This window comes from uncultured Fluviicola sp. (assembly GCF_902168135.1).
In the GTDB taxonomy this organism is placed as follows: Bacteria; Bacteroidota; Bacteroidia; order Flavobacteriales_D; family Crocinitomicaceae; genus Fluviicola.
The window spans coordinates 386,387-411,491 of the sequence record NZ_CABHOL010000015.1 but is presented as its reverse complement, the minus strand read 5'-3'; the positions used below and the strand labels follow the sequence as shown (position 1 = coordinate 411,491).

Here is a 25,105-nt window from a genome sequence, read left to right as displayed (position 1 = left end):
ATTATTTAGTGGGTTTGTATTTGTATCGTGTATCCTTCAGTTGAAAACCTTCCATTTTGGGTGATAAGGCATAATCTCCTGATGTGGTTTTTTCCAATATATTCTCCAGAGAAATGAGGCCGCTTGTCTCCTTCAATTTCTTCATAGGCTCAAAAATGATTGTCAGGTAAGGAGACTCAATCGTTTCATCTTCCAACGCTTCCGAAAAGTAGTTTCCGGGAGGATAAAAAATATTCAATTTGTAGAGTTCCGTAGTTTTAGAATGTACATAAAACTCCATAGTCCCTATTGAAGCATTTTTAGGCGCAGCTTTTAAAATATAGTAATTGGAGAAAATGACTTTTTCCAATTTATAATCCTTCAAAGCATCCGGGGGAATCTGCTGCATTTGAGCAATCTGTCTCATCGAAGAATCTACATTGCTGATATAGACAATTTTATCCAGAGAATCCACAACCACATTCAGGTTATTTGTTTGGAAACTAATCATTCCCGGGTTAACCATCTTGTACTCCAATCCCTTCCCGCGAATAATTTCGCCGGTACTGGATTCTATTGCTACAGAAGAATTAATGTCTTTAAAAACTTCTTTTTTGAATTTACAGGAAACCAATTCAGCATTCATTTTTTTCCCTAACAAAGCCATTTCACCGTTGAAAGACTTTGCATCCAATGGTTTTATTTCCTGACTGATACTCAAAAAGGATAAAAACGAATAAATTATTGCAAGGCTGTATTTCATAACTTTTAGTATGCTCCTTTAACGGATTGGTTTTCTTTCGTCGACTGAATAGTCATGACTCCTTTTTCGGTTTCCTTCTTTACGCAGACCAATTTTCCTTCTTCATCGTATTCATAGATCTTGGCATAATTCCGTTCATCCAATTCTGCGACTAATCGCAAGGTAATCGGGTCGTAAACATAACTGATCATACTTCCGTCATTCGGAATAACCCGTATATCATCGAAATAACAGCTCACAGATGGTGATAATGCAATCAGATCAATTTTAAAATCACCAGTTGGACCTGTAGTAACTATTTGTTCCATACGCTGCCAGCCATCTACGATTTGTCCTGAAACCGGAACATTGGTTAAAACACTATTCGCAGTAACTTTCAATTGGCAATTGGTATAGGTGATCTTATCATTGCCATTTTCTTCCTTCACCCAGGCCGTCACTAAATACTCTCCCGAAACCGGTTGAAATTTTGGAATGCAATTCTCACAGGCAATTTGCTGGCTGCATCTTAGATCGAAGTTCGTAAATGAGAATTCGATCCTGCCATAACAAGATTGAACGGTCACTTCAAGCAGGTAATGTTTTCCGGCATTTAAAGTTGTTGACAAATTTTGCTGAGATGTGGTAGCACTTCCGGTGATGGCGGGTGATACTGTATTATTTTCAACCCAGGTCGCATAATCGTCTCCCGGATTAAATCCACCGTACAATTTGTATGAAATGGAAAGCGGCAATGTTGCGGTTCCGTCCGCATAACCCCTGAATCGAAATAGATTGGTAGTACCCAAGGTTACCGTATTGGAAGGTTTAATAATATAATACAGCTTGGAAAAACCACCCTGGCAGACAAATCCGCTGGAAGCTCCAAACATGGATTTGTTAGGTGCCTCACCGCATAACGAATAAGCCCTGTTGGGAGAGAAATTTCTCAATGAATCCTGACCTTGTGCTTTAAAAGCAAACAAGAATAGAATTATTACTCCTAGTATTTTCATAACTGATCTAATTAAAACTGAATGGTTTCCGAGGAAACTACATTTCCACGCACCGTTATTTTCATTCCTATCTTACATCCTCTGGAATCCGTCACGATAATTGTCAAGCTATTATAACTTGATCCGAGCACAGAAGCAGCAAATGAATTTCCACCTATCTGTTCAACAGTCGCACCTCCGGTAGATTCATACTCCATCGTATAAGGAGCAACGCCGCCTTCTACAGTTATTCCTGTACAATCTTTTCCACATGTTAAAGACAAATTACAGTCTGGTAAAACCTCACAGGTTGAAACTACGTTTTGGAAAGATACCGGTGCAGCCGTTGTTACTTTGATACTGGTTTTTCCGGTATGGGAATGAACCTTAGAAATAGATGATGCAGGGATCGGACCTAAAGAGCCTCCGTTAATTCTGGCCTGAGAGAAGAAATTCTGGTCCATACAATTGGTATACCCCAAATCCTCAAAACTTCCGGCAGACATTTGTTGCGTTTTTGAATTGGCTGCAACCGCGGTTGTAAGGGTATTATTAAACCCAAATTGACTAGCTGAATAACGCCCTAAAGCATCACGCGTCTCCAAAGTCATTCCATTTGGCGAAAATTCGGTAACCTCTGAAACAAAGGTCCAGTTCTGTCCATTTTTCTCCCACTTGCCATTACCTAATTTATAGAAAGGAGCATATGCTCTAAAAACACCATCTTTCCGGATATTGGTATTTCCATCATAAGCGGTTTGAATTCGATCCGTTAAATAAGTATATGAACGAATTGGTCTCCAATCACCCTTTGTTCCAATAACATAAGGATTCGTCGAAGGATTTGCTCCACCAAAACAATTACAGTAGGTCCTCCAATCCTGGCCAAATTCAATAGCACCGGCATTTAACACGCTTGTAAATTGGTTCGTTCCAATACCAGTTACAGGATTACTAAACGAAGTCATACTTGCCATGGAGGTACTTTGCTTGTTTTTGTATCCTGAACGAAGTACTTTGATAGTAGCATTACTTCCCGTGAACGGGTTTCCAGCTTTGTCAATAATACGGATTCCTGTTGCGTTGACATCTACCACCCAACCCTTCTTCACGACTGCACCAATGGTTACGGAAACTTCATCACCTTCTGCAAAGTAATTATACTGAGCAGGGATCGCAGCAAATCCATTGGTTGAAACCGTTGATGCTTTGTACGAATAAGAACTGTTTTTAGATGCTTGTCCGAAAGAAGGATAATTCCAATATGCCGGATAATTCAAAGAATATATCTTATCGTTGAAATTGGTCGTTGTTTGTGTCACCAATACCTCGCCAGTATTAGCATCATATGCCAGGTTATTTGTTTCCACAATACTACCGTCCTGGTTAGCTACCGTTTTATCTAAAATCGCAAAACGCTCAACTGCTTTATTCATAGTAGCACTTCTGAAACGATTCGTTGTCTGATCATAACCCGGGTAAACCGGTGGAATAGCAATCACGAGCATCGCCAAAATGAAACTGTTGGTATTAATGTGAATTTTAGGAACCACCGTTTTTGTAGCGCTTTCTCTAAAATCTCCAACCGCGTCGTATCGAACACCTACGGTGGCATTGGAAACGGTACCATTCTCATTAATTACCTGGATCGTATTGGATAAACGACTGTTCACGACTCCATCCAGGTTTAAAGGAGTACTTTTGTAAAAATATTCCACTTCCGACAACGGACTCGTTTGCCCTTCCCCATAAATACTCTCTTTCTTCGGTTTACCATGCATATTGTTCAACTCGATGGAGAATCCCTGGTTTGCCGTTAAGTATTGATATTTCGGCAGTAAAGGCAAGAAACTTTGATCGGTTAGCATATCTACATTGGTCCGCTTCACAATTGTCGGGAAGTCTTTCGCAGTGTAAAACTCTTTCACAACTTTACCGGTCGCTGTTCGCTTTACATTCGTATATTTTAAATCCTCAATTACAACCCGCGAATAACCAACGGTTGGTGTAGGGAATTGGGATTCCATGATCGGATCATCAATATACATCTTGTCATCCATTGCAAGGCGTTTCACATTGTTAACAATATAAGCGGTATGCCATGGATTCTCATCACCTCCCAATTGCGGTTCATAGGAAGCAACTCCTGATGAAGTTATTCCATCCTCCAATACATACTTAAATGTCTGTCCGTACTCACTGGCAGCTCCACCGTCCATGAGGTCCCAATTATCTTTAATACGTATTTCTTTCACCCGGCTTCCACCGCCAAACTTTCTTGGACTTGGGCAGTCCAGTCGAATCCAGGATCGGTTCAATACAATATTTTTACCTTTCCCCTGATCGTAAACAGCTTTATTAGGTCCGGTAACCAATTCCTTAAAACTGGTAATCATATTAATAGTAGCATTTACAAAATTCATTACTGCCTGCTCACTACCTCCGGATTCATCGCTCGGGGTAAAGTTATTATTGATCGTTCGGGATAGTTGCGATCTTCCAAACAAAATAGCTTGTTTAATGATTGGACTGTAATTATCAGACCCGACAGCAGCGATATTTTCAGACTCCAGCTTTACAAGCCCATATTTTGTACCCGAAATAGTAACCGTTTTTATCTCACTGATAATTCCATAACCCGAAACAAATTCCGTTTTACTTTTAAAACTGCTTCCGTTAGGGTCCAATTCCGAAAGCACCCTAAAGTAAAGCTGTTGCCCCTTTTTACCGTATTTGGAAATATCATCTGTCTGGTTCATCAAATTGAACAATAATCCTCCGTTCTTATCACTACCGGAAACCAAAGAAGCAAATTGTGCATTGGTTCCGGTCATAACACTGGTATGACTGTTATCAGCGTAATAAATTCCAACAATCTGGAACATTTGTGCGGCCTTCTTGTGCTGCACATACCCATAATCGTCCGATTCATAAGTTACATTGATTTCTCCTCCGGAAGGCAGCTCAATTTTCACCAGATTCCATGCATTGGCACTTTCATTTGCCTTAACAGGATCCTGTTCTGCGTATGGAAAATCAGAATTATTTAATGGTGTTGTGATTAAATTTTCAGATAAACTTGCACTTACCGGTTCTTTATAAGTTCCCCAACGATCCGCACCTTTGATATGGTAATCAGGATTACTTCTTGTACCCGCAGATCCATAAGAGAATTTATAATTGCGGTACTTCATCTTTTTAGAATTCTGATAAGTGAAATAAATCCCTATCAAAGTCAGCTTTCCTCCTTTTGTAAGGTCGGATGATGTATTCTCATTATTTCCCGGGTAGTGTCTGCATAAGCTGTAATTGTAATCAAATACAACTTGCTGGATCGGGGTAGCTTGCGTTAAGTCAGCAATGTTTGCATTGTAATCCGGCTTCGAGTAAAGCGTAATGCTTTTCAATAAAACCATACTCTGAGCATCCGCCGGGTTAATTCCTCCGCTGCGACCATTTGCACTTCTTCCATCCTTACGAGCCTCAAAACTGAAAATTGCTACATAATTTTTCGTTTCGATTTTCTCGGTATAATGCAAGTCTTTTTTCCCGTAAACAAAACTCGCCTTATCATCCGTTTGATCGGAGCGCATCCCCTCATTGTAGTATGCAGCATCAGCCTGGATCGGGTTTCTCCACTCAAAATTCTTAACTGACTTATAAGAGAATTTTACATAAGAACCCAAGTCATCCGGGGAAGGGCCGGGAGTTTGGTCCGAGTCTACATAATCGTCACTTAGAACCGCAGATAACATATATGAATGAGCATATGCCGGAGTTTTCGTAGCACTGTAATAGTGATCAATCCCGCGCGAATTACTTGTAGAAGCATCGGTAGCAGTAACGCCATTTAGCAAACCGCTTTGATCATTGGAATAATTGATCCCGTCATTGGAATACAACCCGTTTCCAGTAGCGAAAGTCACATCCTCCTGGAAGTGGTTATAGGCAGGAAGTGCAAATACATAACGCCGGCCGTCTGTCCCCAGCTGTGTAATCTCCCCAATATGATGAGCTTTTGCTCCGGAATACAATGCTGCCGCATCATAAGGAATAACACCCATACCTGCCTGCACTTCGGCTCTGCTCAGGAAATACATGTGGTTGTTGGAGTAATCCCTTACATTCTTTTGGTTTCTTGTGATATTCTTTGTTCCGCTCGACTGGATCAACGTATTATTCAATCTCGGGAACCAGGCACCACCAGTTAATGAAAATCGTTCCGGTTCCGTTCCATTAAACTGACTGGTCATCAGGTCATCTTTCAAAACAGAACTTTCACTGGCTTCAATCATTCCGAAACTCGGTACAATTTTTCCGAGACCAGACCCTTTAAATGCAAGACCCTGAGTCACCGCATTATTATCGGTCCACGGACCGTTATTGTTGAACGTAATCGGAATCTCAATATCTACCCCGATATCTGTCAGGTTTCCAAATCCTAATTCCAGACCAACATCAGCTCCAACATCCGTGGTTGAACTTAAAGGATCAAAGACATAACCTACATCATTTCTGCTTGCTCTGAAACTTCCACCTGTACCTTGCGCCTGAACACTGAATACATCATAAGTCTGAAATGCAGAAGGTAAATTAACACTGTATTTTGAAAACGGCTGATCATTATCGCGGTTAAAGTCTAACTGGTTGCTTATTGAGCGCTGGCCATTCTCAGAAAACATATACCCGTATGATGGAACCTGCATGGTTTTATTCGCATCCGGAATCCAGGAAGTTGACATCGAAACACCAATGTTTCCCTGACCGTCAAACGCAAATAATGACCCGGAAACATTCATTTTAAAGCTAGCAGATGCTCCGAATTTGCTATGCAAAGGAGTTGGCATGTAAGAAGCCAATCCAAAATTAAAGGCTCCGCCTGCACTTGCTGAAGAGCTGCTCTTTTCACCTAGTCGAAAAGCAAAATTGTGGCCCATTAAAGTAAACTTTACAGCATTATAATTGATCTTCGTTGCACTAAACCCATAGGTTAACTGCTGCAGACCTGCTCTGGAATTAAATGCCGTACCAATTGTCCCCGTTCTTTTAATATCCTGCTGAAGACTTTTATTTTCTTTGTAGCTCAAACTCACATTGGGAGCGAAAGAAGCCCCGTTCTCACTGCTTCCGGATAAGGAGAAACCTGCTGTGAGATTACCCCCCAGGAATTTTCCGAAATCAAAAGAAGGTCCTATACTCACTGATGAACTATAGCCCGTATAATTGTTGAATCCCATTCCGACACCAACACTTAGTCCGCCCCCGCCGCCAACATTGGACAAATTAAATCCTGCTATCTCTGCCGTCAACCCCGCATCAATATTGATGTTGAAATTCGGTTTCGTGTTCAGGGTTTTTTCTACCTGATCTCCGTTGAAATCATCCGGTAACCCGCGTAAGTTCCGCGTAATTGCTCCTGCATTCAAGTTCCAGCCCAAGCCAACCCAGGACGCTTCCTGGTCCATGGATGCACCGGAATTATAAGCAATATTGATCGGGTAGCCTTCAATATCCATTAGCGGGATATTGTAGCTAAAATCTCCGCTGAATGGGTCAACCATATCCGAAACACCAATTGGTGTAAAAGCTGCTGATTCAGGTTGTGTTGGCCCGCCCGCATAAGTTAACGTGGGTTGGAAAGTTGACCACGTAAAAAGGAGTAGTAAAAACCAGGAAATGCTTCTGGTCCCTCGTGATTTTTGTTTCTTATTCATACTTCTTAAGATTCAGTGTCGGGATTTGCTTATTTGTTAATTCAGGTATGATAAATTCAACATACCGATTATTTATCATTTTATCTCTAAATACAATTTTCGTGATCGGTTTAGTCGTGTTTTCCAAATCAAATAATACCCGAACCCGTGTAGGCATACTTGCTTCATAAATAGCCGATGTACATTTGATGGTGTCATTAGATGAGGAGATCCCAACCAAATCGCCCTTGATGTAGTTATTCAAATACATTTTCCGGTTATTGGAATTCATCCCTGTCTTACTCGGATAAGAGAAAATATCCTTTGAATATTCCGTGCAGCTCAATTCTAAAATAAACCCGTAAGAATTTCCAACTGCTCTTAAATCTGTCATTAGAATTTCTTTCTTTTCACAATGATTGATCGCGCACTTTGCTATATCGTATTGCTTAGGAACAAAACGCACAGCATACAGGATACCACCCATGGTGTCTTTATTCTTCCATAAAAAATCAGGAGAATTACACCATTGGACGTATGATTCCGGTGAGAGCTTTTTTACCTTTTGAGCAAAACTCAATTGAAAAAAGAATGAAAATGATAAGAAGATAATTGCAGATCTCATTTATCGACAGTAAAATTAAATGTGTATTGTTTTTTGTTCTTCAACATCCAGGAAGCCTTGTAAACGCCTTTTTCCAGATCCAAATCCTTTAGCTTTAACGTGAAAAAGCGCTTTACTCCCTGATACTCGCTCACCTGTTCCGTTTTTTCCTCACCGTTTATCAATTCATTCAAATAAACAGTTTTCACGATTTTACCGGCTTTTGAAAGCTTTACTTCCAGATCCAGGTTCCCGGTTTCATCGGTTAACAACCCGATTTGGTCATCCACAATAGAAAACATCTGTCCGTCATTCTTAAATGCTACCGGGTAGAAAATCGGTAACGGGTCTTCCGGCTTCAAAATGGTGAATTGATAGGGTTCGGACTGGTCAACGATTAAGCTGTTAAACAGGATAGATACCTGCCAGACGTACGTATGCCCTTTTTCCAAAGGAGTTGTTGTCGATGAATAAGAATACATCGTATTTTGGTAATCTTCCAAAACCAGAATTGGAGTATTTACTGCAATTGCCTCTCCTTTCAACTGTTTTTCTTCCAATTCGCATAAGACATAACGCTGCGAATAACGGGGATCCGATTGCACAGCCGTGATGTTGGTCTGCCAGATAAAATTCGGTTCCGTCTCAATAATCGAATCAAAATCCATCGGATTGGACAGCGTAACCGGAAAAACGCTTTGCTGCGCAAATAAACCGTAGGCACCGAACAGGGTTAGAATCAATAAATAGTGGCTTAATCTCATTTTAGTACATTTAAGTGAAATTTCAATCGGAATTCCCAAAACCAGGGTCGGATGGGATAATCAATATCGGGTGTTATAAAGTTTAATGCATCTGTGGGCAGCCATCTTCTTCCGGTCAAATACCAGGTAAAATGCTTGCTGGGTGATGCATTTAAAGTGAATGAAAAACCGTATTGTTCGGAAAATTGTTCGCTTCTCAGGTAATTAAAGGCTGATGAAAATTTGATCCCTTTGTAATGCGCTCCAAGTTCCGGGGAAATAATCAGGTTCGATCCGTAGATCAATGCCATTCCCTGGAAATCCTGGTAATTGGCAGTTACCCCATAGAACAGGTATTTGTGTGCCATTTCAGCCTTCAAAATCACATTCGTCATTTGAATGGAGGAGTCCAGGCCGTTCACCTGTGAAAAAGTACTGTTTCCGGAAAGCGTTAATTTGCTTCTCTTGAATTTTGTCTGGTAGACAAAACCGCCACGGTACAGGGAATTGTTTCCATAAGTGATCGAATCATTTCCACGAGCATTGATGAGGGAATATCCCGCAAACAACACCAGGTTCTTAAAATACGTTTCCTGCACGTCAACATGAATCCCGTTCGTGATTAGTCCTTTCCCATTTGAATTTGCATCGAAACGATCTCCGGTATATTTTCCTGTTATGGTGAGATGCTTAAACAGTTTGGTTTGGAACCCGTATTCATGGTGAAGAAAACCGGAATTATACATTCCCTGTGAAAATCCGTCGTAATTGGCTCCGATACGTTTAACCTGACCGTAAACTTGTGTATTTCCGCGTCTGAAACGGTATTTCACTTTAGTCGTTGCGGCCAGACGGCTGGAATAACTGCGGGAAACAGAGTCTCCGATCGGAATAGTTTGACCGATACTTCCCGAAACAAACAACCTTCCGGATTTTAACGGGGAAAGTGTAAAGCTGACATTCGTAGTGTTATTCGTAACATGTTTTATGCCTTTCAAAATGCTTTTCAGGTCTCTGCCGTTATAATAATTCTCCACCGACACTGAATTGCGCTCCTCATCTCCATACCCAATTATAGCTGAGCTTACAAAGCGTGCAGTATTCACCGTAAAGAATTGGTTCATGTTGAATATGTTCTGAGAATTATTGAGGTATTGGTCAACTACCGAATTGGAAAACAACCTGTTTGGAACCGTGAGTCCGGCAGCGATATCGTAAAAATATTTTCGGTATGTCCCTTTCACACGCACTCCCTGAACAGGAACACTGCTGTTGGACATTTTTCCTCCTGAAAGTGATGTGAGTCCGAGGTCGAAACGCTTGATTCCATCCAAAAAGCCATTCGGTCTTTTCATGTTCAAGGCATTCAAATCTTTTAACTTCAGGTCCTTTAGACTTTGAAGGCTATCCATTTTAGCGGTCCACTTGTCAATATTACCCTGATAATCGGCCATTTTTAAGTTAACCGAATCCAGGTTAAGTCTATCAAAATCAATCCCATTCCCTTGAGGAATTTTTAAATCGGGAACTTTTCCGTTGACATCAGGAATATTCACATCAGGCAACTCCGGGTTCTCGAATCCGCCATTCGGGTATTTTAATTTCTTTTGATCTTTCAGCAGCTTATACTGCTCCAAAAGGAAAGCCAGGTAACTGATCTTTCCTTCCATTTTGTAAATTTCCTGGTTAATCTCACCTATCCCGGTATTCAAATCACCTATTTCCCCTTCGAGCTCAGCTTTGCGCATGCGGTATTTAGCTGCAGCATCGTAACTTAAACGGAAATAAGTAGGTTTACCCGAAATATATTTCTCATCCGAAAGTCTTCCCTGGAAGGTAAGCGGAATACCTTTGAACATGAATGATGTAGAAACCTCCATAAAGTGGTTCATCCTTCCCCTTTTATCCAAGAAATTTGATTGAACTCCTGCATTCACACCCAGATCAATATCTGTTCTTCCAAGGGAAAAAACGGGCGGCTTTAGTGAGTCAGTTTCTTGTGCAAACAATTGGAAAGTGATTACAATGAATAATATGCTGGTTGTTAATTTCAATTAAGGTGATTTAACAAATCTTAGCAAATCTACAAATTCCAACCAATTAAAAAAGTTAAAAATAAATCTGCCGACTTTAAGAATTCGTTTCAACTAAAAAAATACGCATTGAATAACCTGTTATAACTATAGTGCTTAAAAAGTCCATTTAAAAAACCCATCGATCATTGTCATTAATTTTTAACATTTTAAGACAACGATGATCCTTAAAAAAGGGCTTTTATCGGGTCAAATTAAAGTTTGGAAGGGATCAATTTATTCATACATTCGTCAAAACGAGGATCCTGAAAATCGTAAAAACAGAGTAAGGCGCTATTCATTTATTCACTCTTATGAAAAAACAATTTTTACTTTCATGCGTATTCCTGATGCTTCTATTTCAGGGAATTAGTCAAAAAGGAACACCTACCTGGTCGGTAACGAACACTGGAAGCAGCTGCAGCTATACAGTCTGTCTCCAAATTTCTTTACGCAATAGTTCCACGCAAGTTATTTCAAGCTCGGAATGGGTTTGCTACACGATTGCCCCGGGTAATACCGCTTTCTATTCGCAGGCATTTCCGGTAAGTCCGGCGCCGGGTTATGAAATTGCCGTAACCAGCGCGACTGCGACTTACAATACCACTACGTTTACCAACATGAACCTGAATATCGGGTCATACGACGTAAGATTCGGGGCATGTAACGGCGGTCCAAGTTCCAATTGGGTTACGATGTGGAACCGCACAGGAACCTATTCATTTACCATTCACCAGGATTTGATTGTCGGGATGCAGGCTCCGGAGTAGCGGTAAAAGGTTGAAAAGTAGGGGCGGAAAATTTCGTCCCTATATGAAACAAGCTATTTATAGCTTAAATCACTTTTCTTATTGACCTTTTTCAAATAAAGAATCTGGTTCGGATTCAATTTGTTTTCAGCTATTATCATTCCCTGCTGAAATTTTATTCTCCATACATCCTGAAACGGGCGTTCCGTTTCAGTAATCTCAAAAGTCAATTCATTCTTGTAAAATCTATAAAACCCAATTCTGGATTCAGATGAAGTATACTGTGAACTATCATAAATGGAAAATCTTTTATGTTCTTCAAAAAAGAAGAATCCATTAATTTCTCTTAGGTTCCATAACTGAGAAGAAGACCGTTTTTTATCAATTGTCCAGCAACCGGTAATTGAATCGTTATGATCCGGTAATTGATCAAAAGAACTGCGCTCCAAATCCGCTTTTTCTGCCTCTGTAAGATGTTTTTTTGGCTTGCTTTCAACACGCTTCTTTGGTTTATCAGTAGTACAGGAAACAATTGGTGCAAGTGATAAAGCAAGTATAAAACGTGTAATCAAAAAGTGTGCTTTCATGTTTTAGATTGATTATATATTCTTCCGGAAAGATACGATTCCCAGATCAGAAGAATACCCAACATAATAACGATCAATGGAAATTGAATAGATAATGTAAATATAGTAGGTCATATTAAAACAAAAAAGTCACCATTTCTGATGACTTTTTCTGCTCCCTCTGCTGGGCTCGAACCAGCGACCCTCTGATTAACAGTCAGATGCTCTAACCAACTGAGCTAAGAAGGAATTTTGCTTTCGCGGTTGCAAATATAGACAAAGAATTGTGTTTTCTACAAGCCCGATTAAAAAAAAATGAAATTATTTTTAATTAAATCCAGTACTAGCCTGACTTTCAATGCTAAAAATCGTCTTCACTCAGTGTAAAATCGTCCAAACCTGCATCGCAACCCTCTTCTTCACATGGTGATTCGTTATCATCAATCATGTCGAATGGAAGATCATCCTCACATTTTGCAGGTCTTAAGATGTTTGTCCTGGAAACATTCAAACGGATCTCAGACCTGGAAGAACCATCTTCCTGTGTAAAGGATTTCGCGAACGGTGTTCCGACCAATTCAACCAAAGCTCCTTTTTTCAGGAAATCCAGGATACGCATATTCGCGCCTTCTTTTTTCCAAATCGTGCAATTTACCCAAGTTGTTTTGGTCCTTGCTTCTCCCGTACGCTTATCGCGCCAATTCTTATTGTGCGCAACCGGAAAATTTACTGCAATGACTCCCCGCTCCATTTGTTTCACAACGGCGTCCTTTCCAATATTTCCAATTAAGCGTGTTTCAAAAACAGTTGCCATAATCTATATGCTGGTAAATTAATGTATTGAAGTGTGTCTCCTCACAAAAGTAATACATTTCAGGCTAATTCTTTCTTTCTACCACAATTGAATCGGGGAAACCCTTCTTTTTCACCTCATTACAATAGTCGTCCGCTTCTGATTTGGAAGAAAAACTTCCGGAAAAATATTTGTAGCGGTAACCGGATTGTGCTACCTGTGAACGGCTTACAGCGTGTTTCAGGTTTTTAAAACTCCCTTTTTCAGTGTCCAGCCATTCTTTCGAACTCATAATCTGCACGCTGTAGGTTTTATCCGAAGAAGCATCCGGTTTGGAGTTATCCGATGGAGATGCGGTTTTTTTGGTGAACGAAATGTCTTTATGTGTTTCCTGCAAATGACTGCGCATCGCACGGAACAAAGCAGAAGCAATCACATCCTGCCCGTACGAAGTATTCAGGTAATTCGCTTCCGAAGCATTGGTCATAAAACCACATTCCACCAGCACGCTCGTCATTTCTGTAAATTTCAGCACCTGAAGGGAATGCTCCCGATCATCTGAATCCTTCACACCTCTTGACTTACGGCCTGCTCTCGTTTTAAATTCGTTTTCAAAAGCTCTTGCCAGTTTTACTGATTTTTTGGAACTCATGGAATGCACATGCGACTCCGTGCCTTTGATACTCGTATTCGGACTACCGTTGATATGCACCGAAATGAAATAGTCTACCTTTTTTGAATTGGCCATATTTACCCTTTCATCTAAGGTGGGATACCGATCATCTGTTCGCGTATAAAGAACCGTTACATTTTCAAGGCGCTCCGAAAGGTAAGTCCCGAATTTCAGTGCAATCTTTAAAGTAAGATCTTTTTCGGGAAGTAAATTCTTGTCCGCAGCTTCATGTCCCGGATCCGAACCTCCATGCCCCGGATCAATCAAAATTGTAATTCCCTGCCCTGTTGAATGGAGGGAAAGAAATACAAAAACTAAAAAGGTATAAACTAACTGCATCCCACAAATTTAGCGGGCAATCAAATTCCGTCCGCAACTATTCCAAAAGGTTACTAAATAGTAAATGTTAATTTTCTATCTTTGCGCCGTGAAAGCAACTCTTATTATTTCCGTTTACAAAGATGTCAGTGCACTGGATGCCGTTCTAAGGAGTGTTGCTTTACAAAAAGAAAAAGATTTTGAGGTCATCATTTCACAAGATTGTGATGATCCCTGTTTCGATGAATTGATCGAAAAATTTCGCCCTTTATTCCCCATCAAACATTTACAACAGCCCGATCAGGGGTTTTTGAAAACCAAAATGCTTAATAAAGCTATCAAGGCTTCCGAAAGTGAACGGTTAATTTTTATTGATGGAGACTGCGTGCTTCATCCGCGTTTTGTAAAGGAATATGTGCGTTATATTCAACCGGGCAGGTTCTGTATCGCCCGCAGGGTAAACCTGGATATTGAAACCTCCCGCAAAATCCGCAATGGTGAACGAACTGTTCCGGGTTACATCGAAATGATCCGGAATAAAAGCACAAGCGTAGAAGAAAGCTTTCCTTTATGGAGTTTATTGCAGCGCAAACTGGTTCCTTTACTGGGTTCCAACATGGGTTGGTTCAAAGCAGATCTGGTAAAAATCAACGGATTCGATGAGACTTATGTTACCCCGGGATTCGGAGAAGATACGGATGTGGAATTCAGAGCAAGAAAGGCTGGAATTGTTCCGTTTTCTACACGGTACAAAACCATTCAATATCATTTATTCCACGAAAGACCTAATCGTGAAAACCTGGTTAAAATTAGTAAAGAGCTATTTGCAGAACGCCAGAAAAGAGCTGATTTTCGATGCCAGTTCGGGTTGGAGACATTAAATAATTAAATTCACAGCAGTAGGGGCGTAAAATTTTACGTCCCTACTGCTTAATTATAAAAAGTTCCGAAGCGATCGCATCTGCCAACAACCTGCCGGATTCTGTAAGTACCAATCTTTCAGTCGTTTCAATAAGTAAATCCTGATCTTCGTAACTCTTTACGATCTTCAACCATTCCTCATCCGGCGTAATATTCCGGAACAATTCCTCCTTGGAAACGCCCCATTTCGTGCGCAATCCGATCATCAATGCCTCATTAAAACGATCAAAAGGCGACAGTATTTCTATAGTCTCCGGTAATCTTCCATGCTTCAGCTCTGTCATATAAGCCTTATTGTTTGCCTGGTTCCAGTAACGCTCCAACTGATTATAACCGTGTGCAGAAGGCCCGATTCCCAGATACTTTACTCCTTTCCAATACGAAGTATTGTGCTTCGAATAATGTTCATTCCGTGCAAAATTAGAGATTTCGTATTGCTCATATCCTGCTTGCTTCAAGGTTGAAACCAATAGTTCGAACTGTTCCGACTGCTGTTCGTTCGAAGAAACAACCAGTTTTCCTTCTTTGACCCATTTGGATAAGGCCGTTCGCTGCTCAACAGTCAGACAATAAGCAGAAATATGTTCCGGATTCAAAGCAATGATTTGAAGCAGCTGATTCTTCCATTCCTCCAGGGTCATATTGGGTAAACCATACATCAGATCCAGGCTCAATTCATCAAAACCTACCTGTTTTGCATTTTGAACTGCCCGTCGGCTGTCTGACGCGGAATGGCTTCTATTCATCCAAAGCAACTGCTCATCGTTGAAAGATTGTATACCGATACTCAGTCGGTTTACACCCAATTTTTTCCAGGCAGTAAGGTTCTCCGAAGAACAATCATCCGGGTTGCATTCCAGGGTTATCTCAACCTGATCCGATACCAGGTAATTCATTTTCACCTGTTCAATCAGTATCTGCAGCTGCTCAACGGTAAGTACACTCGGAGTGCCTCCACCGAAATAAATAGTTTCAAATTGCTCGTTTTTCCAAACTTCTGATCGGATCTTCAGTTCCATGCACAAAGCATCAACCATTTCAGCCTGGTAAGAATGATTAGTAGAGAAATGAAAGTCGCAGTAACTACATTTTTGGGCGCAAAAAGGAATATGGATATAACAGCCGGACATGTTACAAAATTAGGGATTAATCGACTGCTTTTACACCGTCCGAAATTTCCGATTTCAGTCAAATGTTAAAAAAAGTTTTTAATTTTTACCGTTAAGCAAAAAGACATACTTTTCAAATATGGGATTTAAAGAACAACAGGCAGCCATTCAACGAGAATTAGATCGATTTATCGACTTATTGGGAGTTTTATTGCCGCGTTACTCTAAATTACTGAAGCTAAAAAACTTAACGGAAGACGAATTACACGAATTAGGCGAAATCGAACACTTCCTGATTGGTGTAACCGGTCGCATTTCCGAAATCAAACATGTACTGGAACAAGATGTCTACGGACATTCTTTGGACCTATACTACAAACTAAAAGCTAAGGCAAATTTAGGGGATGAACTCGCAGCAAAAAAATTAAGTCGTCTACGCGATTCGTTCAATGACTCCATGATATCAATCAACTGGAACTAGGTATCATTCGAAAAACATGCTCCAATAAGAAAACCGCTGAATCACTTCAACGGTTTTTTTAATGTGTATAAAATCACTCTAAAGTTTATCTGATTCCGCCAACTGCAAAAAGGAGTAAAAGAGTCGCTCCTAAAATGCACAAACTGATGATTGCACAGATTCTACCTGCTTTTACTTTTTTGTAAGACGATTCGGTATATTGAAGCGGGTAATCCCTGTATAAGGAAAGCGCTTTTCCTGATTTTGTCAATGTAATAATGGCTAAGATCAATCCGACCAATCCAAAACAAAAAGGGAGAGAAATAATTCCCATTGTTAAGATCCTTCCGGCCTCGTCTAAGTCCCTTACCGGCGCACTGGTCATTGCAACCGAGTCTAACATATCATTTTCCATTTGTTCAAGTATTTAGATTTAAGGCACTAAAATAAAAAACCTCCGAATATACATCCGAAGGTCTTTTTAATTACATGATTCAAATGTTTAAAAGGTTCAAAAATTGAACCCTTGAACTTTTTGAACTTATTCTTTATGGTTTCTCTCTTGTGAAAGCAGGAATTCCCGTAACATCCATTCCTGTAATCAACAAGTGGATATCATGCGTTCCTTCGTAAGTAATCACAGATTCCAGGTTTGCCATGTGGCGCATCATAGAATATTCACTTGTGATTCCCATTCCTCCATGGATCTGTCGTGCCTCACGAGCGATATCCAATGCAATTTCTACGTTATTTCTCTTAATCATAGAGATCATTGCAGATGTCGCTCTTCCTTCGTTTCTCAATTGTCCGACACGTAAAGTGATGAATTGTGCTTTCGTGATCTCAGTAATCATTTCCGCCAATTTCTTTTGTACCAGCTGGAACGAACCGATCGGAACACCGAACTGGGAACGTTCTTTGGAGTATCTGACAGCCTGATCGTAACAATCCATTGCCGCACCCAAAGCACCCCATGCAATACCGAAACGAGCAGAATCCAAACAGCTTAAAGGAGCTCCTAAACCTGAACGGCCCGGAAGTAAGTTTTCTTTTGGAACTTTTACGTTTACGAAGATCAATTCACCGGTAGAAGATGCGCGAAGAGATAATTTTCCATGCATTTCAGGAGTTGAAAACCCTTCCATTCCGCGTTCCACTACTAATCCGTGAATACGTCCGCTTTCATCTTTTGCCCAAACAACTGCGATATCTGCAAACGGTGCATTGGAAATCCACATTTTTGCCCCATTCAACAAGTAATGATCGCCCATATCCTTGAAGTTGGTGATCATACTTCCCGGGTCAGATCCATGATCAGGTTCCGTTAATCCGAAACAACCCATCATTTCTCCTGTAGCCAGTTTTGGCAAATATTTCATCTTTTGTTCTTCGGTTCCGTATTTCCAGATCGGGTACATCACCAATGAACTTTGAACGGAAGCTGTTGAACGCAATCCGGAATCACAACGCTCCAATTCCTGCATAATCAAACCGTAAGAAATCTGATCCAATCCCGGACCTCCGTATTCTTCAGGAATGTATGGTCCAAAAGCACCGATTTCACCTAATCCTTTTAACAAATGCATTGGAAAAGTTGCCTTCTCATAATGCTCGTCGATGATTGGAGAAACCTCTTTCTTTACCCACGCACGAGCAGCGTCACGTACTAACTTTTGCTCATCTGTAAGCAATTCATCCATTAACAAATAGTCCGGATGCGAATATAAATCAGATTTCATTTGAGTTTTTTTTCAATTATCGGTGCAAATGTAATGAAATCGAACGAATGAATAAAATACAAGTTCAAACAGGGTTCAAAGGTGTTTAAGGAATCCCTTTTGAACTTTTGAACTTTTACCCAAGATTTAACCTCTACAGACAATAGTGATTCCAAAATAGTATTTTTGTACCTGACAATTATTTTGGTTCATGCATTTAAGCGGACAGTTCTTTACTACTTCAACGGCCAATGAGGTAATGGTGCTTACGGAAAGGAGCTCCAACTATTCCTACTTGATCATTGCTGCTTTAGGATTATGTCTTTTATTGATCTCGGCAGCACGGCTGAGGCAACGCGAAATATTCCTGATCCTGGGACAAAACACCTTTTTCTTTCAGAGCTTTTCAGAGCAGTACAAAAACGGTATCCGGGAAAATCCGCTTTCATCTGTTTTTTTAGTCCTTCAGTACATCATTATCAGCGGAATATACATTTACTGGTACAATCATTTCTCCCTGGTCGATTTTAATACTTACCAAACAATCATACTGACGACTTTCCCGGCAATCCTGCTTGTTTATCATCTTTTCATGATATCTCTTACCGGAAGCATAACCGGGTTCAGACAGATTATCCAGGAAGTGAATCAGCTCACTCTGACCATGGCACAATCAGCCGGGATCGTGATCCTGATCGAATTCTTTCTCATTTATTTTCAGCCGGAGCTCATTAAAGAGTCCAAATTAATCATCGGCGGGACCTTTTTATTTTTCATAGTTTTACGAATAATTCGCGCTTTTTATCATGCCATACAATTGGGTGTATCATGGTATTATATAATTTTGTACCTTTGGACCCTTGAAATTTTGCCCCTTTTGATTGCCATAAAGTTGGTTTTCCCGAGCGAGATCTCAAGCTGGTTAGGTTAAATAAATGTTGAACGCTAAAACAAAATAAACCTTGAGTATTAAGACAATATTGGTTTCACAACCGAAGCCAGAAGGAGATAAATCTCCGTATTTTGATTTGGCTGAAAAGTATAAGTTGAAAATTGATTTCAGGCCGTTTATTCACGTGGAAGGAGTTTCAGTTCAGGAATTCCGTACCCAGAAAATAGATATTAAAGATCACACCGCTGTTATCTTAACATCTAAAACTGCTGTTGATCACTTTTTCCGTATTGCAGAAGAAATTCGTTTTGAAGTTCCGGATACTATGAAGTATTTCTGTATTTCAGAAGCCGTAGCTTTATACTTACAGAAGTACGTAACTTACCGCAAGCGTAAAATTTTCTTTGGAAAACAAACCATTGAAGACCTGGTGGATCCGATCAAAAAGCACAAAGGAGAAAAATTCCTGCTTCCTTGTACAGATATCCTGCAGGATAAAATTCCGTTAACGCTTGAAGACGCGAAAATCCCGTTTACCAAAGCAATGCTCTACAGAACTGTTGCTTCGGATTTGAGCGATTTGGAAGATGTTTATTACGACATGCTCGTTTTCTTTAGTCCGGGTGGAATTGAAAGTTTGTTCAAGAATTTCCCGGATTTCAAACAAAACAAAACCCTGATCGCTGCATTCGGTCCAACCACCGCAAACGCAGTTGTAAAAAATAATTTGAGACTGGATGTTCATGCACCAATGCCAAACGCACCAAGCATGACAGCTGCAATTGAGAATTTTATTAAAGAACAAAATAAGAAGAAGTAAAACTTCTGATAGATGAACAAGCGTTAGTGCAGTTCAACAAAGAAAATTATAAAAACATGTAGGGGCGTAAGATTTTACGCCCCTACATGTTTTCACCAGATTTATAACCCAACCCCGTTTTTAGCATTTTTTTGTTAGAAAGTATCTCCTAAACCAATCAACAATTGCTCCCGAATTTCGATATTTGCCTTTGCGAATAGTATTTCGTTATTTTTACCATTCAAATGAGTCGTATGGCACAAAAAAGTAAAGGACCCGCTGCGGCAGCGTCTTTTTCACCGAAAGAGCATAAAAGAGCAACGATTGCTTACTGGTTGTTTGCTACTTTTCCCCTTTATTTCATTGGAGCATTGTTATTGTTCCAATCGGAGGATAATCTTCCCCCTGTTGCGATGCTTGACAATCCGCCGGAATTATTGGCCTCAGTAATTATTGCCGATGACGGTGAAACGGAATTGGGCCGTTACTGGAAGATCAACCGAACTTCTGTGGAATACCGCAAAATAAGCCCAAATGTAACAGATGCACTAATTGCAACCGAAGACGAACGTTTTCACGACCACTCCGGGGTAGATTTCCGTGCTGTAGGCCGTGCAATTATCAATGTCGGAGGTGCCGGAGGTGCTTCAACCATTACACAGCAGTTAGCAAAGCAATTATACACCCTTCAATTGCGCGAACGTGAGGAATTTGCACGTGCAAACGGAGAAAATGTAGAATCGGAGTCTTCCGGAAGAATCGGAAGAATGTGGAAACGCCTTAACGAAAAAGCACGTGAGAACATCATTGCAACGCGTTTGGAAGCTCGCTTTACCAAGGAAGAGATCATTACGATGTATTTGAACCAGTTCGACTTCCTTTACAACGCAGTTGGGATTTCCAACGCTTCAAAAGTGTATTTCAATAAAAAACCAAGTGAACTATCCAAAGAAGAAGCAGCAATGCTTGTCGGAATGTGTAAAAACCCTGCTTTGTACAATCCTTACACCTTTAAGATCAAAAACTACCGCCTTTCATTGGCAAAAAACAAGGGCGTTGAACCATCTGCCATCACTGCAGCTGAAATATCCGAAGCAAGAGCTGCCGACAGTCTGCGTGCATTGACCAGAAGAAACCAGGTACTGAAACAATGGCTGAAAAACTCGGACGAAGGAAATGAAGCTTTACGTCAGAAACTGACAGAAGCAGAATACGAGCGTTTGAGTAAAAAACCGCTGGTTACCAATTACCAGATCGTAGATCACAAACGTGGAATTGCTCCATACTTTAGAGAATCCCTTCGTAATGAAGTAACCGAACTTTTGAATTCCAAAAAAGAAGACGGTTCATTGGTTTACAAACGGGAAGATGGTCTTCCTTATGACATTTACCGCGACGGCTTACGCATTTACACCACTCTGAATGCAGACATGCAGGCCCACGCCGAATACGCATTGGAAAGACATTTGAAAGACGAGATGCAGCCTTTGTTTGACAAAAACAACAAGTCAGCTAAAAACTGGCCTTTCTCCAATTCATTATCTGATGATCAGGTAAACAGCATTATGAACTCTTCTATGCGCCGTTCTGACCGTTATATCCGGCTTTCAGAAGCTGGAATGCCTGAGGAAGAAATTAAGCGTATATTCAATGAACCGGTAGAAATGCGCGTTTTCAGCTGGGACGGGGAGCGTGACACGATTATGAGTCCGATGGATTCCATTCGTTACTACAAATCTTTCTTACAAGCCGGTTTGATCTCCATCGAACCAAGTACCGGATTTGTAAAAGCTTGGGTCGGTGGTACCAACATTGACCATTTTGCGTACGACCACGTAAGGCTTGGGAAACGTCAGGTCGGTTCCACGATCAAACCTTTCGTTTACGCAGCCGGAATTACCATGAATGTAGTGAAACCCGGATTGGTTGTTCCGAATATTTCCTATTGTGTGGATTTATACGACCCCAACGGGAACCCTGACGGACAATGGTGTCCTAGAAATTCTGACGGAAGCGGGAACGGTGGAACAATCTCAATCATGAAAGGGCTGGCATTGTCCAAAAACAACATTGCGGTTTACATCATGAAACAAATGGGTGCATTAGCTGGACCAAAAACAGTTGCAAAACTCATGCGTGATATGGACATCGAATTGCTTGACAGAGATGTTGTTCCGGCAATGTGCTTAGGTTCCATGGACCTGTCACTTTATGAACTGGTAGGTGCCCAGGCAACCTTCGTCAATAAAGGTATTTTCAATAAACCGACAAGTATCCTGCGGATTGAAGACCGTTCGGGACATGTCATTTACAGTGCTAAAACCGTTTCCAAAGAAGCAATGAACGAAAACGTTGCTTACACCGTATTGAAAATGATGCGGGGAGTGATCCAGGGAGGTACCGGAAGCAGGTTGCGCGGAGGTGCAGCTTATGGAGGAATTGCTTATCCTACAGCTGGAAAAACAGGAACAACACAAAACAACTCCGACGGTTGGTTCGTAGGTTTAACACCGGATCTGGCTACAGGAGTATGGGTTGGAGCAGAAGACCGCGGCGTTCGTTTCCGAAGCACCGATTTGGGACAGGGAGCGCGCACGGCACTTCCTATCTACGGATACTATATGAACAAAGTCTACAAAGATCCGAAAATAGCGATTTCGACCACGGATTTTGAAGCTCCGCGGAACTTTGACAATTCGGTATTTAACCTGACAGGAGCTGAAATTGATCCCGCCGTCGTCGATTCAACGGCAAATATTGTCGAAGAAATCCAAATGTGATAAGACCATGAATAAAGTTGTAAAGAACGTAGAAGAAGCCTTAAATGGCATTGAAGATAATATGACCCTGATGGTTGGCGGATTCGGATTATGTGGAATCCCCGAAAATTCCATTGCACAATTGGTGAAAAAGGGAACTAAGGGGTTGACATGTATTTCAAACAACGCAGGGGTGGATGATTTTGGTCTGGGTTTGTTGCTTCAAAACAAGCAGGTCAAAAAAATGATCTCTTCCTATGTGGGAGAAAACGAAGAATTCGAGCGTCAAATGCTATCCGGTGAACTGGAAGTTGACCTGATCCCACAAGGTTCTTTGGCTGAACGCTGCAGAGCAGGAGGAGCGGGAATCCCGATGTTCTTTACACCGGCAGGTTATGGAACAGAAGTTGCCGAAGGAAAAGAAGTGCGCGTTTTCAATGGCAAGCCACACATCCTGGAAAGTGCTTTAACCGCTGATTTTGCGATCGTAAAAGCTTGGAAAGGTGATACCGAAGGGAACCTCATCTACAAAGCTACTGCACGCAATTTCAATCCGATGATGGCCATGGCCGGAAAAATCACGATTGCCGAAGTGGAAGAATTAGTTCCTGCAGGAGAACTGGACCCGAATTTCATTCATACGCCGGGAATTTTTGTGCAGCGCATTTTCCAGGGAGAAAAATTTGAAAAACGCATTGAGCAGCGAACTGTTCGCCAAAAATAAATGACATTCTTTCGATTAGATAATAAGTGGCTGATTTGGCCACTTTTTCTTTTTCTGATGACTTATGCCGTCTTAAGAGCGCTTTTCGTCGAACCGCTTTTTGATGAGCTAGCCACACTTTACTGGTATATCCAAACCGGTTATCTGCCCGGCAGAGGAGCAACCATGGATGCCAATAACCACATCTTGAATTCATTGATCTCACATCAATGCTTTCGTTTGTTCGGAGACCATTTCTTCGTTTACCGCTTGTTTTCAGTGCTCACCTTCCCCATTTATTTTTTTGCGGGTAGAAAATTGCTGTCAAAAACCAAAAGTCCTTTTTCAATCTTCATCTTCCTGGCACTCATTTCCGTACACTGGATCTTTGATTATTTTTCATTTTCCCGCGGATATGGTCCTTCGCTCGCCTTCCTGGTTCTCGCTTTTTACCTCATTCAACGCTGGTTTGAAACTAAAAAGGCGCATTTATACATAGCGGTTATTTTCTTTTTCGCAGCAACATTGCTTTCCAACCTGAGTTTACTGATTCCATTGGTCATTCTTTTATTCTACCTCATCTTTGTTTCCATAATTCACGTGAAGCAGTTCACCGTCCGCCAACTTGTAGGATTTTGGATAACGACTTTGTGCTTCATGACCTTCCTGGTCCCGGTTTACATTTATATTAACAAATTGAAGAAAGCCGGAGCACTTTGGTGGGGAAGCAAAGAAGGTCTTTGGGAAGTAACCGGAAAATCGATCAGTAAGAATGTATTCTTCTCCGAAAGCGAGGTATTCAAGTATTTAATGGTTTTTGGGATTGCCCTTAGCGCAGTAACACTCCGTAGACGTTGGAAAAATTCGGGGCTCAAAAATTTACTGCTCGATCCTTCCTGGTGGATTCCAGTTCTGTTTGTTCTCACTCTTTTCGGCATCTGGGTCAGTTCAAAAATGCTGGATGTCAATTACCCCATGGATCGTGTGGGAATGTACCTGGTTCCCTTGTTCATTCTTTCGGTCGGATACAGCGTTCAAAACTCTGAAATACTCCGTTGGGCACTACTGGGGTTCCTTTGGTTTCCGGCATCCTTCGTTCTCAACATGAATTTAGACAGCTCCGTTTTTTCTCCGGAAGACCGTATTCACAGAAATTTTTACCGGGAAATCCTTCGCAAAGTTCCATCCGACGCCTGTATTTCTGCTGATTATGTTTCACAAGCCAGCTACGCATACCTGACTCGCAAAGAAAAAATCCCACATGTTGCAACAGATTATTTAGCCGAAGATTCACTTAGCAGGGGAGATTATCATATTTCCTGGGTTGAAGCATTGAACTGGCCCGATTATTCCTGCATATTGCAAGATCCGGTAAGTGGAACACGTTTGTACAAAAGGAATACCTTCTCTGAAAAACAAGTGATCTTGGACACAATGATTCCGGCCATAAAAAGCAGCAATGCCGTAATTCCCGTTTTGGATCTTGACCTGAGTTCCTTCTCCGGCAGACTGGTTCAAACGATAGTAGATGGAAATGTCCGATTAGATAAATACTGCCTGGACCTGAATCTCCGACATGAAGCAGAATCCCTAAAAGGAGAACTCCGGAGAACAGATAACACCCGCTTTAACTGGTATTTCGGAAGAAAAACAGGTTATCAATTCCACTACCCCAATCATCCCTTACTTATTTTGCCTGAAGATCGAATCCTTCACATCCGTTTTTACAACGATGATCACAATCGGGTAAATCTTTCGGGGATTCACATTAAAATCCTTGCCGTAACCAAAAAGTGAGATAAGAAAAAGCGAAAGCT

20 protein-coding genes and 1 tRNA gene are annotated in these 25,105 nt (G+C 41.0%); 8 read left to right on the top strand and 13 right to left on the bottom strand.

What is annotated here, in order from left to right; translation table 11 throughout:
* Window position 1: 1 nt before the first annotated feature.
* The 6 genes from QZT69_RS04820 to QZT69_RS04795 are packed head-to-tail and all read right to left on the bottom strand — an operon-like array spanning window position 2 to window position 10,810.
* A complete protein-coding gene (locus tag QZT69_RS04820) occupies window positions 2-742 on the bottom strand; it encodes a hypothetical protein (RefSeq protein ID WP_294671087.1) in 741 nt (246 codons plus the stop codon).
* Window positions 743-747: 5 nt separating this feature from the next.
* Complete coding sequence (locus tag QZT69_RS04815) at window positions 748-1,737, bottom strand: hypothetical protein (RefSeq protein WP_294671085.1); 990 nt, start codon at window positions 1,735-1,737, stop codon at window positions 748-750.
* A gap of 11 nt (window positions 1,738-1,748) precedes the next feature.
* Entirely contained in the window at window positions 1,749-7,430 is a 5,682-nt protein-coding gene (locus tag QZT69_RS04810) for a hypothetical protein (protein WP_294671082.1), read from the bottom strand.
* Window positions 7,423-8,034, bottom strand: coding sequence for a hypothetical protein (locus QZT69_RS04805; RefSeq protein WP_294671080.1), 612 nt, complete (start codon window positions 8,032-8,034; stop codon window positions 7,423-7,425). Before QZT69_RS04805 ends, QZT69_RS04810 begins: the two co-directional genes overlap by 8 nt.
* Complete coding sequence (locus tag QZT69_RS04800) at window positions 8,031-8,777, bottom strand: hypothetical protein (RefSeq protein ID WP_294671077.1); 747 nt, start codon at window positions 8,775-8,777, stop codon at window positions 8,031-8,033. Before QZT69_RS04800 ends, QZT69_RS04805 begins: the two co-directional genes overlap by 4 nt.
* Entirely contained in the window at window positions 8,774-10,810 is a 2,037-nt protein-coding gene (locus QZT69_RS04795; protein WP_294671075.1) for a hypothetical protein, read from the bottom strand. The genes QZT69_RS04800 and QZT69_RS04795 overlap by 4 nt, the downstream gene beginning before the upstream one ends.
* Before the next feature lie 332 nt (window positions 10,811-11,142).
* On the opposite strand from QZT69_RS04795, the gene QZT69_RS04790 reads away from it, so the two are divergent.
* Window positions 11,143-11,598, top strand: coding sequence for a hypothetical protein (locus QZT69_RS04790; RefSeq protein WP_294671072.1), 456 nt, complete (start codon window positions 11,143-11,145; stop codon window positions 11,596-11,598).
* Window positions 11,599-11,651: 53 nt separating this feature from the next.
* On the opposite strand, the gene QZT69_RS04785 is transcribed toward QZT69_RS04790, so the two are convergent.
* The 4 genes from QZT69_RS04785 to QZT69_RS04770 form a co-directional block, all read right to left on the bottom strand.
* Window positions 11,652-12,164 (bottom strand): hypothetical protein, encoded by a 513-nt coding sequence (locus tag QZT69_RS04785; protein ID WP_294671070.1) that lies wholly within the window; start codon window positions 12,162-12,164, stop codon window positions 11,652-11,654.
* 154 nt (window positions 12,165-12,318) lie between these two features.
* Window positions 12,319-12,392: transfer RNA gene (locus tag QZT69_RS04780), tRNA-Asn, on the bottom strand.
* Window positions 12,393-12,504: 112 nt separating this feature from the next.
* A complete protein-coding gene (locus QZT69_RS04775) occupies window positions 12,505-12,957 on the bottom strand; it encodes a single-stranded DNA-binding protein (protein WP_294671068.1) in 453 nt (150 codons plus the stop codon).
* Between the two features lie 64 nt (window positions 12,958-13,021).
* Window positions 13,022-13,948 carry an N-acetylmuramoyl-L-alanine amidase gene (locus QZT69_RS04770; protein WP_294671065.1) on the bottom strand — a complete coding sequence of 309 codons (927 nt, stop codon included), beginning with the start codon at window positions 13,946-13,948 and terminating at the stop codon, window positions 13,022-13,024.
* A gap of 88 nt (window positions 13,949-14,036) precedes the next feature.
* Between QZT69_RS04770 and QZT69_RS04765 the strand changes: the two genes are divergently transcribed.
* Complete coding sequence (locus QZT69_RS04765) at window positions 14,037-14,816, top strand: glycosyltransferase (protein WP_294671063.1); 780 nt, start codon at window positions 14,037-14,039, stop codon at window positions 14,814-14,816.
* A gap of 34 nt (window positions 14,817-14,850) precedes the next feature.
* Here the strand turns inward: QZT69_RS04765 and hemW are convergent, their stop codons facing one another.
* Complete coding sequence (gene hemW / locus QZT69_RS04760) at window positions 14,851-15,978, bottom strand: radical SAM family heme chaperone HemW (protein WP_294671060.1); 1,128 nt, start codon at window positions 15,976-15,978, stop codon at window positions 14,851-14,853.
* 118 nt (window positions 15,979-16,096) lie between these two features.
* On the opposite strand from hemW, the gene QZT69_RS04755 reads away from it, so the two are divergent.
* Entirely contained in the window at window positions 16,097-16,438 is a 342-nt protein-coding gene (locus QZT69_RS04755) for a hypothetical protein (RefSeq protein WP_294671057.1), read from the top strand.
* A gap of 85 nt (window positions 16,439-16,523) precedes the next feature.
* Here QZT69_RS04755 and QZT69_RS04750 read toward each other — a convergent pair whose 3' ends face one another.
* The gene (locus tag QZT69_RS04750) at window positions 16,524-16,832 is read right to left on the bottom strand and encodes a hypothetical protein (protein WP_294671054.1); all 309 of its coding nucleotides are present in this window, start codon (window positions 16,830-16,832) and stop codon (window positions 16,524-16,526) included.
* A 133-nt stretch (window positions 16,833-16,965) separates the two neighbouring features.
* The gene (locus QZT69_RS04745) at window positions 16,966-18,156 is read right to left on the bottom strand and encodes an acyl-CoA dehydrogenase family protein (RefSeq protein ID WP_294671050.1); all 1,191 of its coding nucleotides are present in this window, start codon (window positions 18,154-18,156) and stop codon (window positions 16,966-16,968) included.
* A 190-nt stretch (window positions 18,157-18,346) separates the two neighbouring features.
* Here QZT69_RS04745 and QZT69_RS04740 point away from each other — a divergent pair, with 190 nt between their 5' ends.
* The 5 genes from QZT69_RS04740 to QZT69_RS04720 all read left to right on the top strand — a co-directional run bounded on the left by QZT69_RS04740 (window position 18,347) and on the right by QZT69_RS04720 (window position 25,085).
* Window positions 18,347-19,066, top strand: coding sequence for a DUF4271 domain-containing protein (locus QZT69_RS04740; RefSeq protein WP_294671049.1), 720 nt, complete (start codon window positions 18,347-18,349; stop codon window positions 19,064-19,066).
* Window positions 19,067-19,097: 31 nt separating this feature from the next.
* Window positions 19,098-19,847: a uroporphyrinogen-III synthase gene (locus tag QZT69_RS04735; protein ID WP_294671047.1), complete on the top strand. Its 750-nt coding sequence runs from the start codon at window positions 19,098-19,100 to the stop codon at window positions 19,845-19,847.
* A gap of 233 nt (window positions 19,848-20,080) precedes the next feature.
* Window positions 20,081-22,606, top strand: a complete 2,526-nt coding sequence (locus QZT69_RS04730) for a transglycosylase domain-containing protein (RefSeq protein WP_294671045.1) — start codon at window positions 20,081-20,083, stop codon at window positions 22,604-22,606.
* 7 nt (window positions 22,607-22,613) lie between these two features.
* Window positions 22,614-23,309, top strand: a complete 696-nt coding sequence (locus tag QZT69_RS04725) for a CoA transferase subunit A (RefSeq protein ID WP_294671042.1) — start codon at window positions 22,614-22,616, stop codon at window positions 23,307-23,309.
* On the top strand, window positions 23,310-25,085 hold the full coding sequence (locus QZT69_RS04720) for a hypothetical protein (RefSeq protein ID WP_294671039.1): 1,776 nt from the start codon (window positions 23,310-23,312) through the stop codon (window positions 25,083-25,085).
* Window positions 25,086-25,105: the final 20 nt, after the last annotated feature.

What these genes read in the sequence shown, in the direction of transcription:
- QZT69_RS04820 (WP_294671087.1), bottom strand. Translation starts at nt 742, where the DNA reads ATGAAATACAGCCTTGCAATAATTTATTCGTTTTTATCCTTTTTGAGT.
- QZT69_RS04815 (WP_294671085.1), bottom strand. Translation starts at nt 1,737, where the DNA reads ATGAAAATACTAGGAGTAATAATTCTATTCTTGTTTGCTTTTAAAGCA.
- QZT69_RS04810 (WP_294671082.1), bottom strand. Translation starts at nt 7,430, where the DNA reads ATGAATAAGAAACAAAAATCACGAGGGACCAGAAGCATTTCCTGGTTT.
- QZT69_RS04805 (WP_294671080.1), bottom strand. Translation starts at nt 8,034, where the DNA reads ATGAGATCTGCAATTATCTTCTTATCATTTTCATTCTTTTTTCAATTG.
- QZT69_RS04800 (WP_294671077.1), bottom strand. Translation starts at nt 8,777, where the DNA reads ATGAGATTAAGCCACTATTTATTGATTCTAACCCTGTTCGGTGCCTAC.
- QZT69_RS04790 (WP_294671072.1), top strand. Translation starts at nt 11,143, where the DNA reads ATGAAAAAACAATTTTTACTTTCATGCGTATTCCTGATGCTTCTATTT.
- QZT69_RS04785 (WP_294671070.1), bottom strand. Translation starts at nt 12,164, where the DNA reads ATGAAAGCACACTTTTTGATTACACGTTTTATACTTGCTTTATCACTT.
- QZT69_RS04775 (WP_294671068.1), bottom strand. Translation starts at nt 12,957, where the DNA reads ATGGCAACTGTTTTTGAAACACGCTTAATTGGAAATATTGGAAAGGAC.
- QZT69_RS04770 (WP_294671065.1), bottom strand. Translation starts at nt 13,948, where the DNA reads ATGCAGTTAGTTTATACCTTTTTAGTTTTTGTATTTCTTTCCCTCCAT.
- hemW (WP_294671060.1), bottom strand. Translation starts at nt 15,978, where the DNA reads ATGTCCGGCTGTTATATCCATATTCCTTTTTGCGCCCAAAAATGTAGT.
- QZT69_RS04755 (WP_294671057.1), top strand. Translation starts at nt 16,097, where the DNA reads ATGGGATTTAAAGAACAACAGGCAGCCATTCAACGAGAATTAGATCGA.
- QZT69_RS04750 (WP_294671054.1), bottom strand. Translation starts at nt 16,832, where the DNA reads ATGGAAAATGATATGTTAGACTCGGTTGCAATGACCAGTGCGCCGGTA.
- QZT69_RS04745 (WP_294671050.1), bottom strand. Translation starts at nt 18,156, where the DNA reads ATGAAATCTGATTTATATTCGCATCCGGACTATTTGTTAATGGATGAA.
- QZT69_RS04740 (WP_294671049.1), top strand. Translation starts at nt 18,347, where the DNA reads ATGCATTTAAGCGGACAGTTCTTTACTACTTCAACGGCCAATGAGGTA.
- QZT69_RS04730 (WP_294671045.1), top strand. Translation starts at nt 20,081, where the DNA reads ATGGCACAAAAAAGTAAAGGACCCGCTGCGGCAGCGTCTTTTTCACCG.
- QZT69_RS04725 (WP_294671042.1), top strand. Translation starts at nt 22,614, where the DNA reads ATGAATAAAGTTGTAAAGAACGTAGAAGAAGCCTTAAATGGCATTGAA.
- QZT69_RS04720 (WP_294671039.1), top strand. Translation starts at nt 23,310, where the DNA reads ATGACATTCTTTCGATTAGATAATAAGTGGCTGATTTGGCCACTTTTT.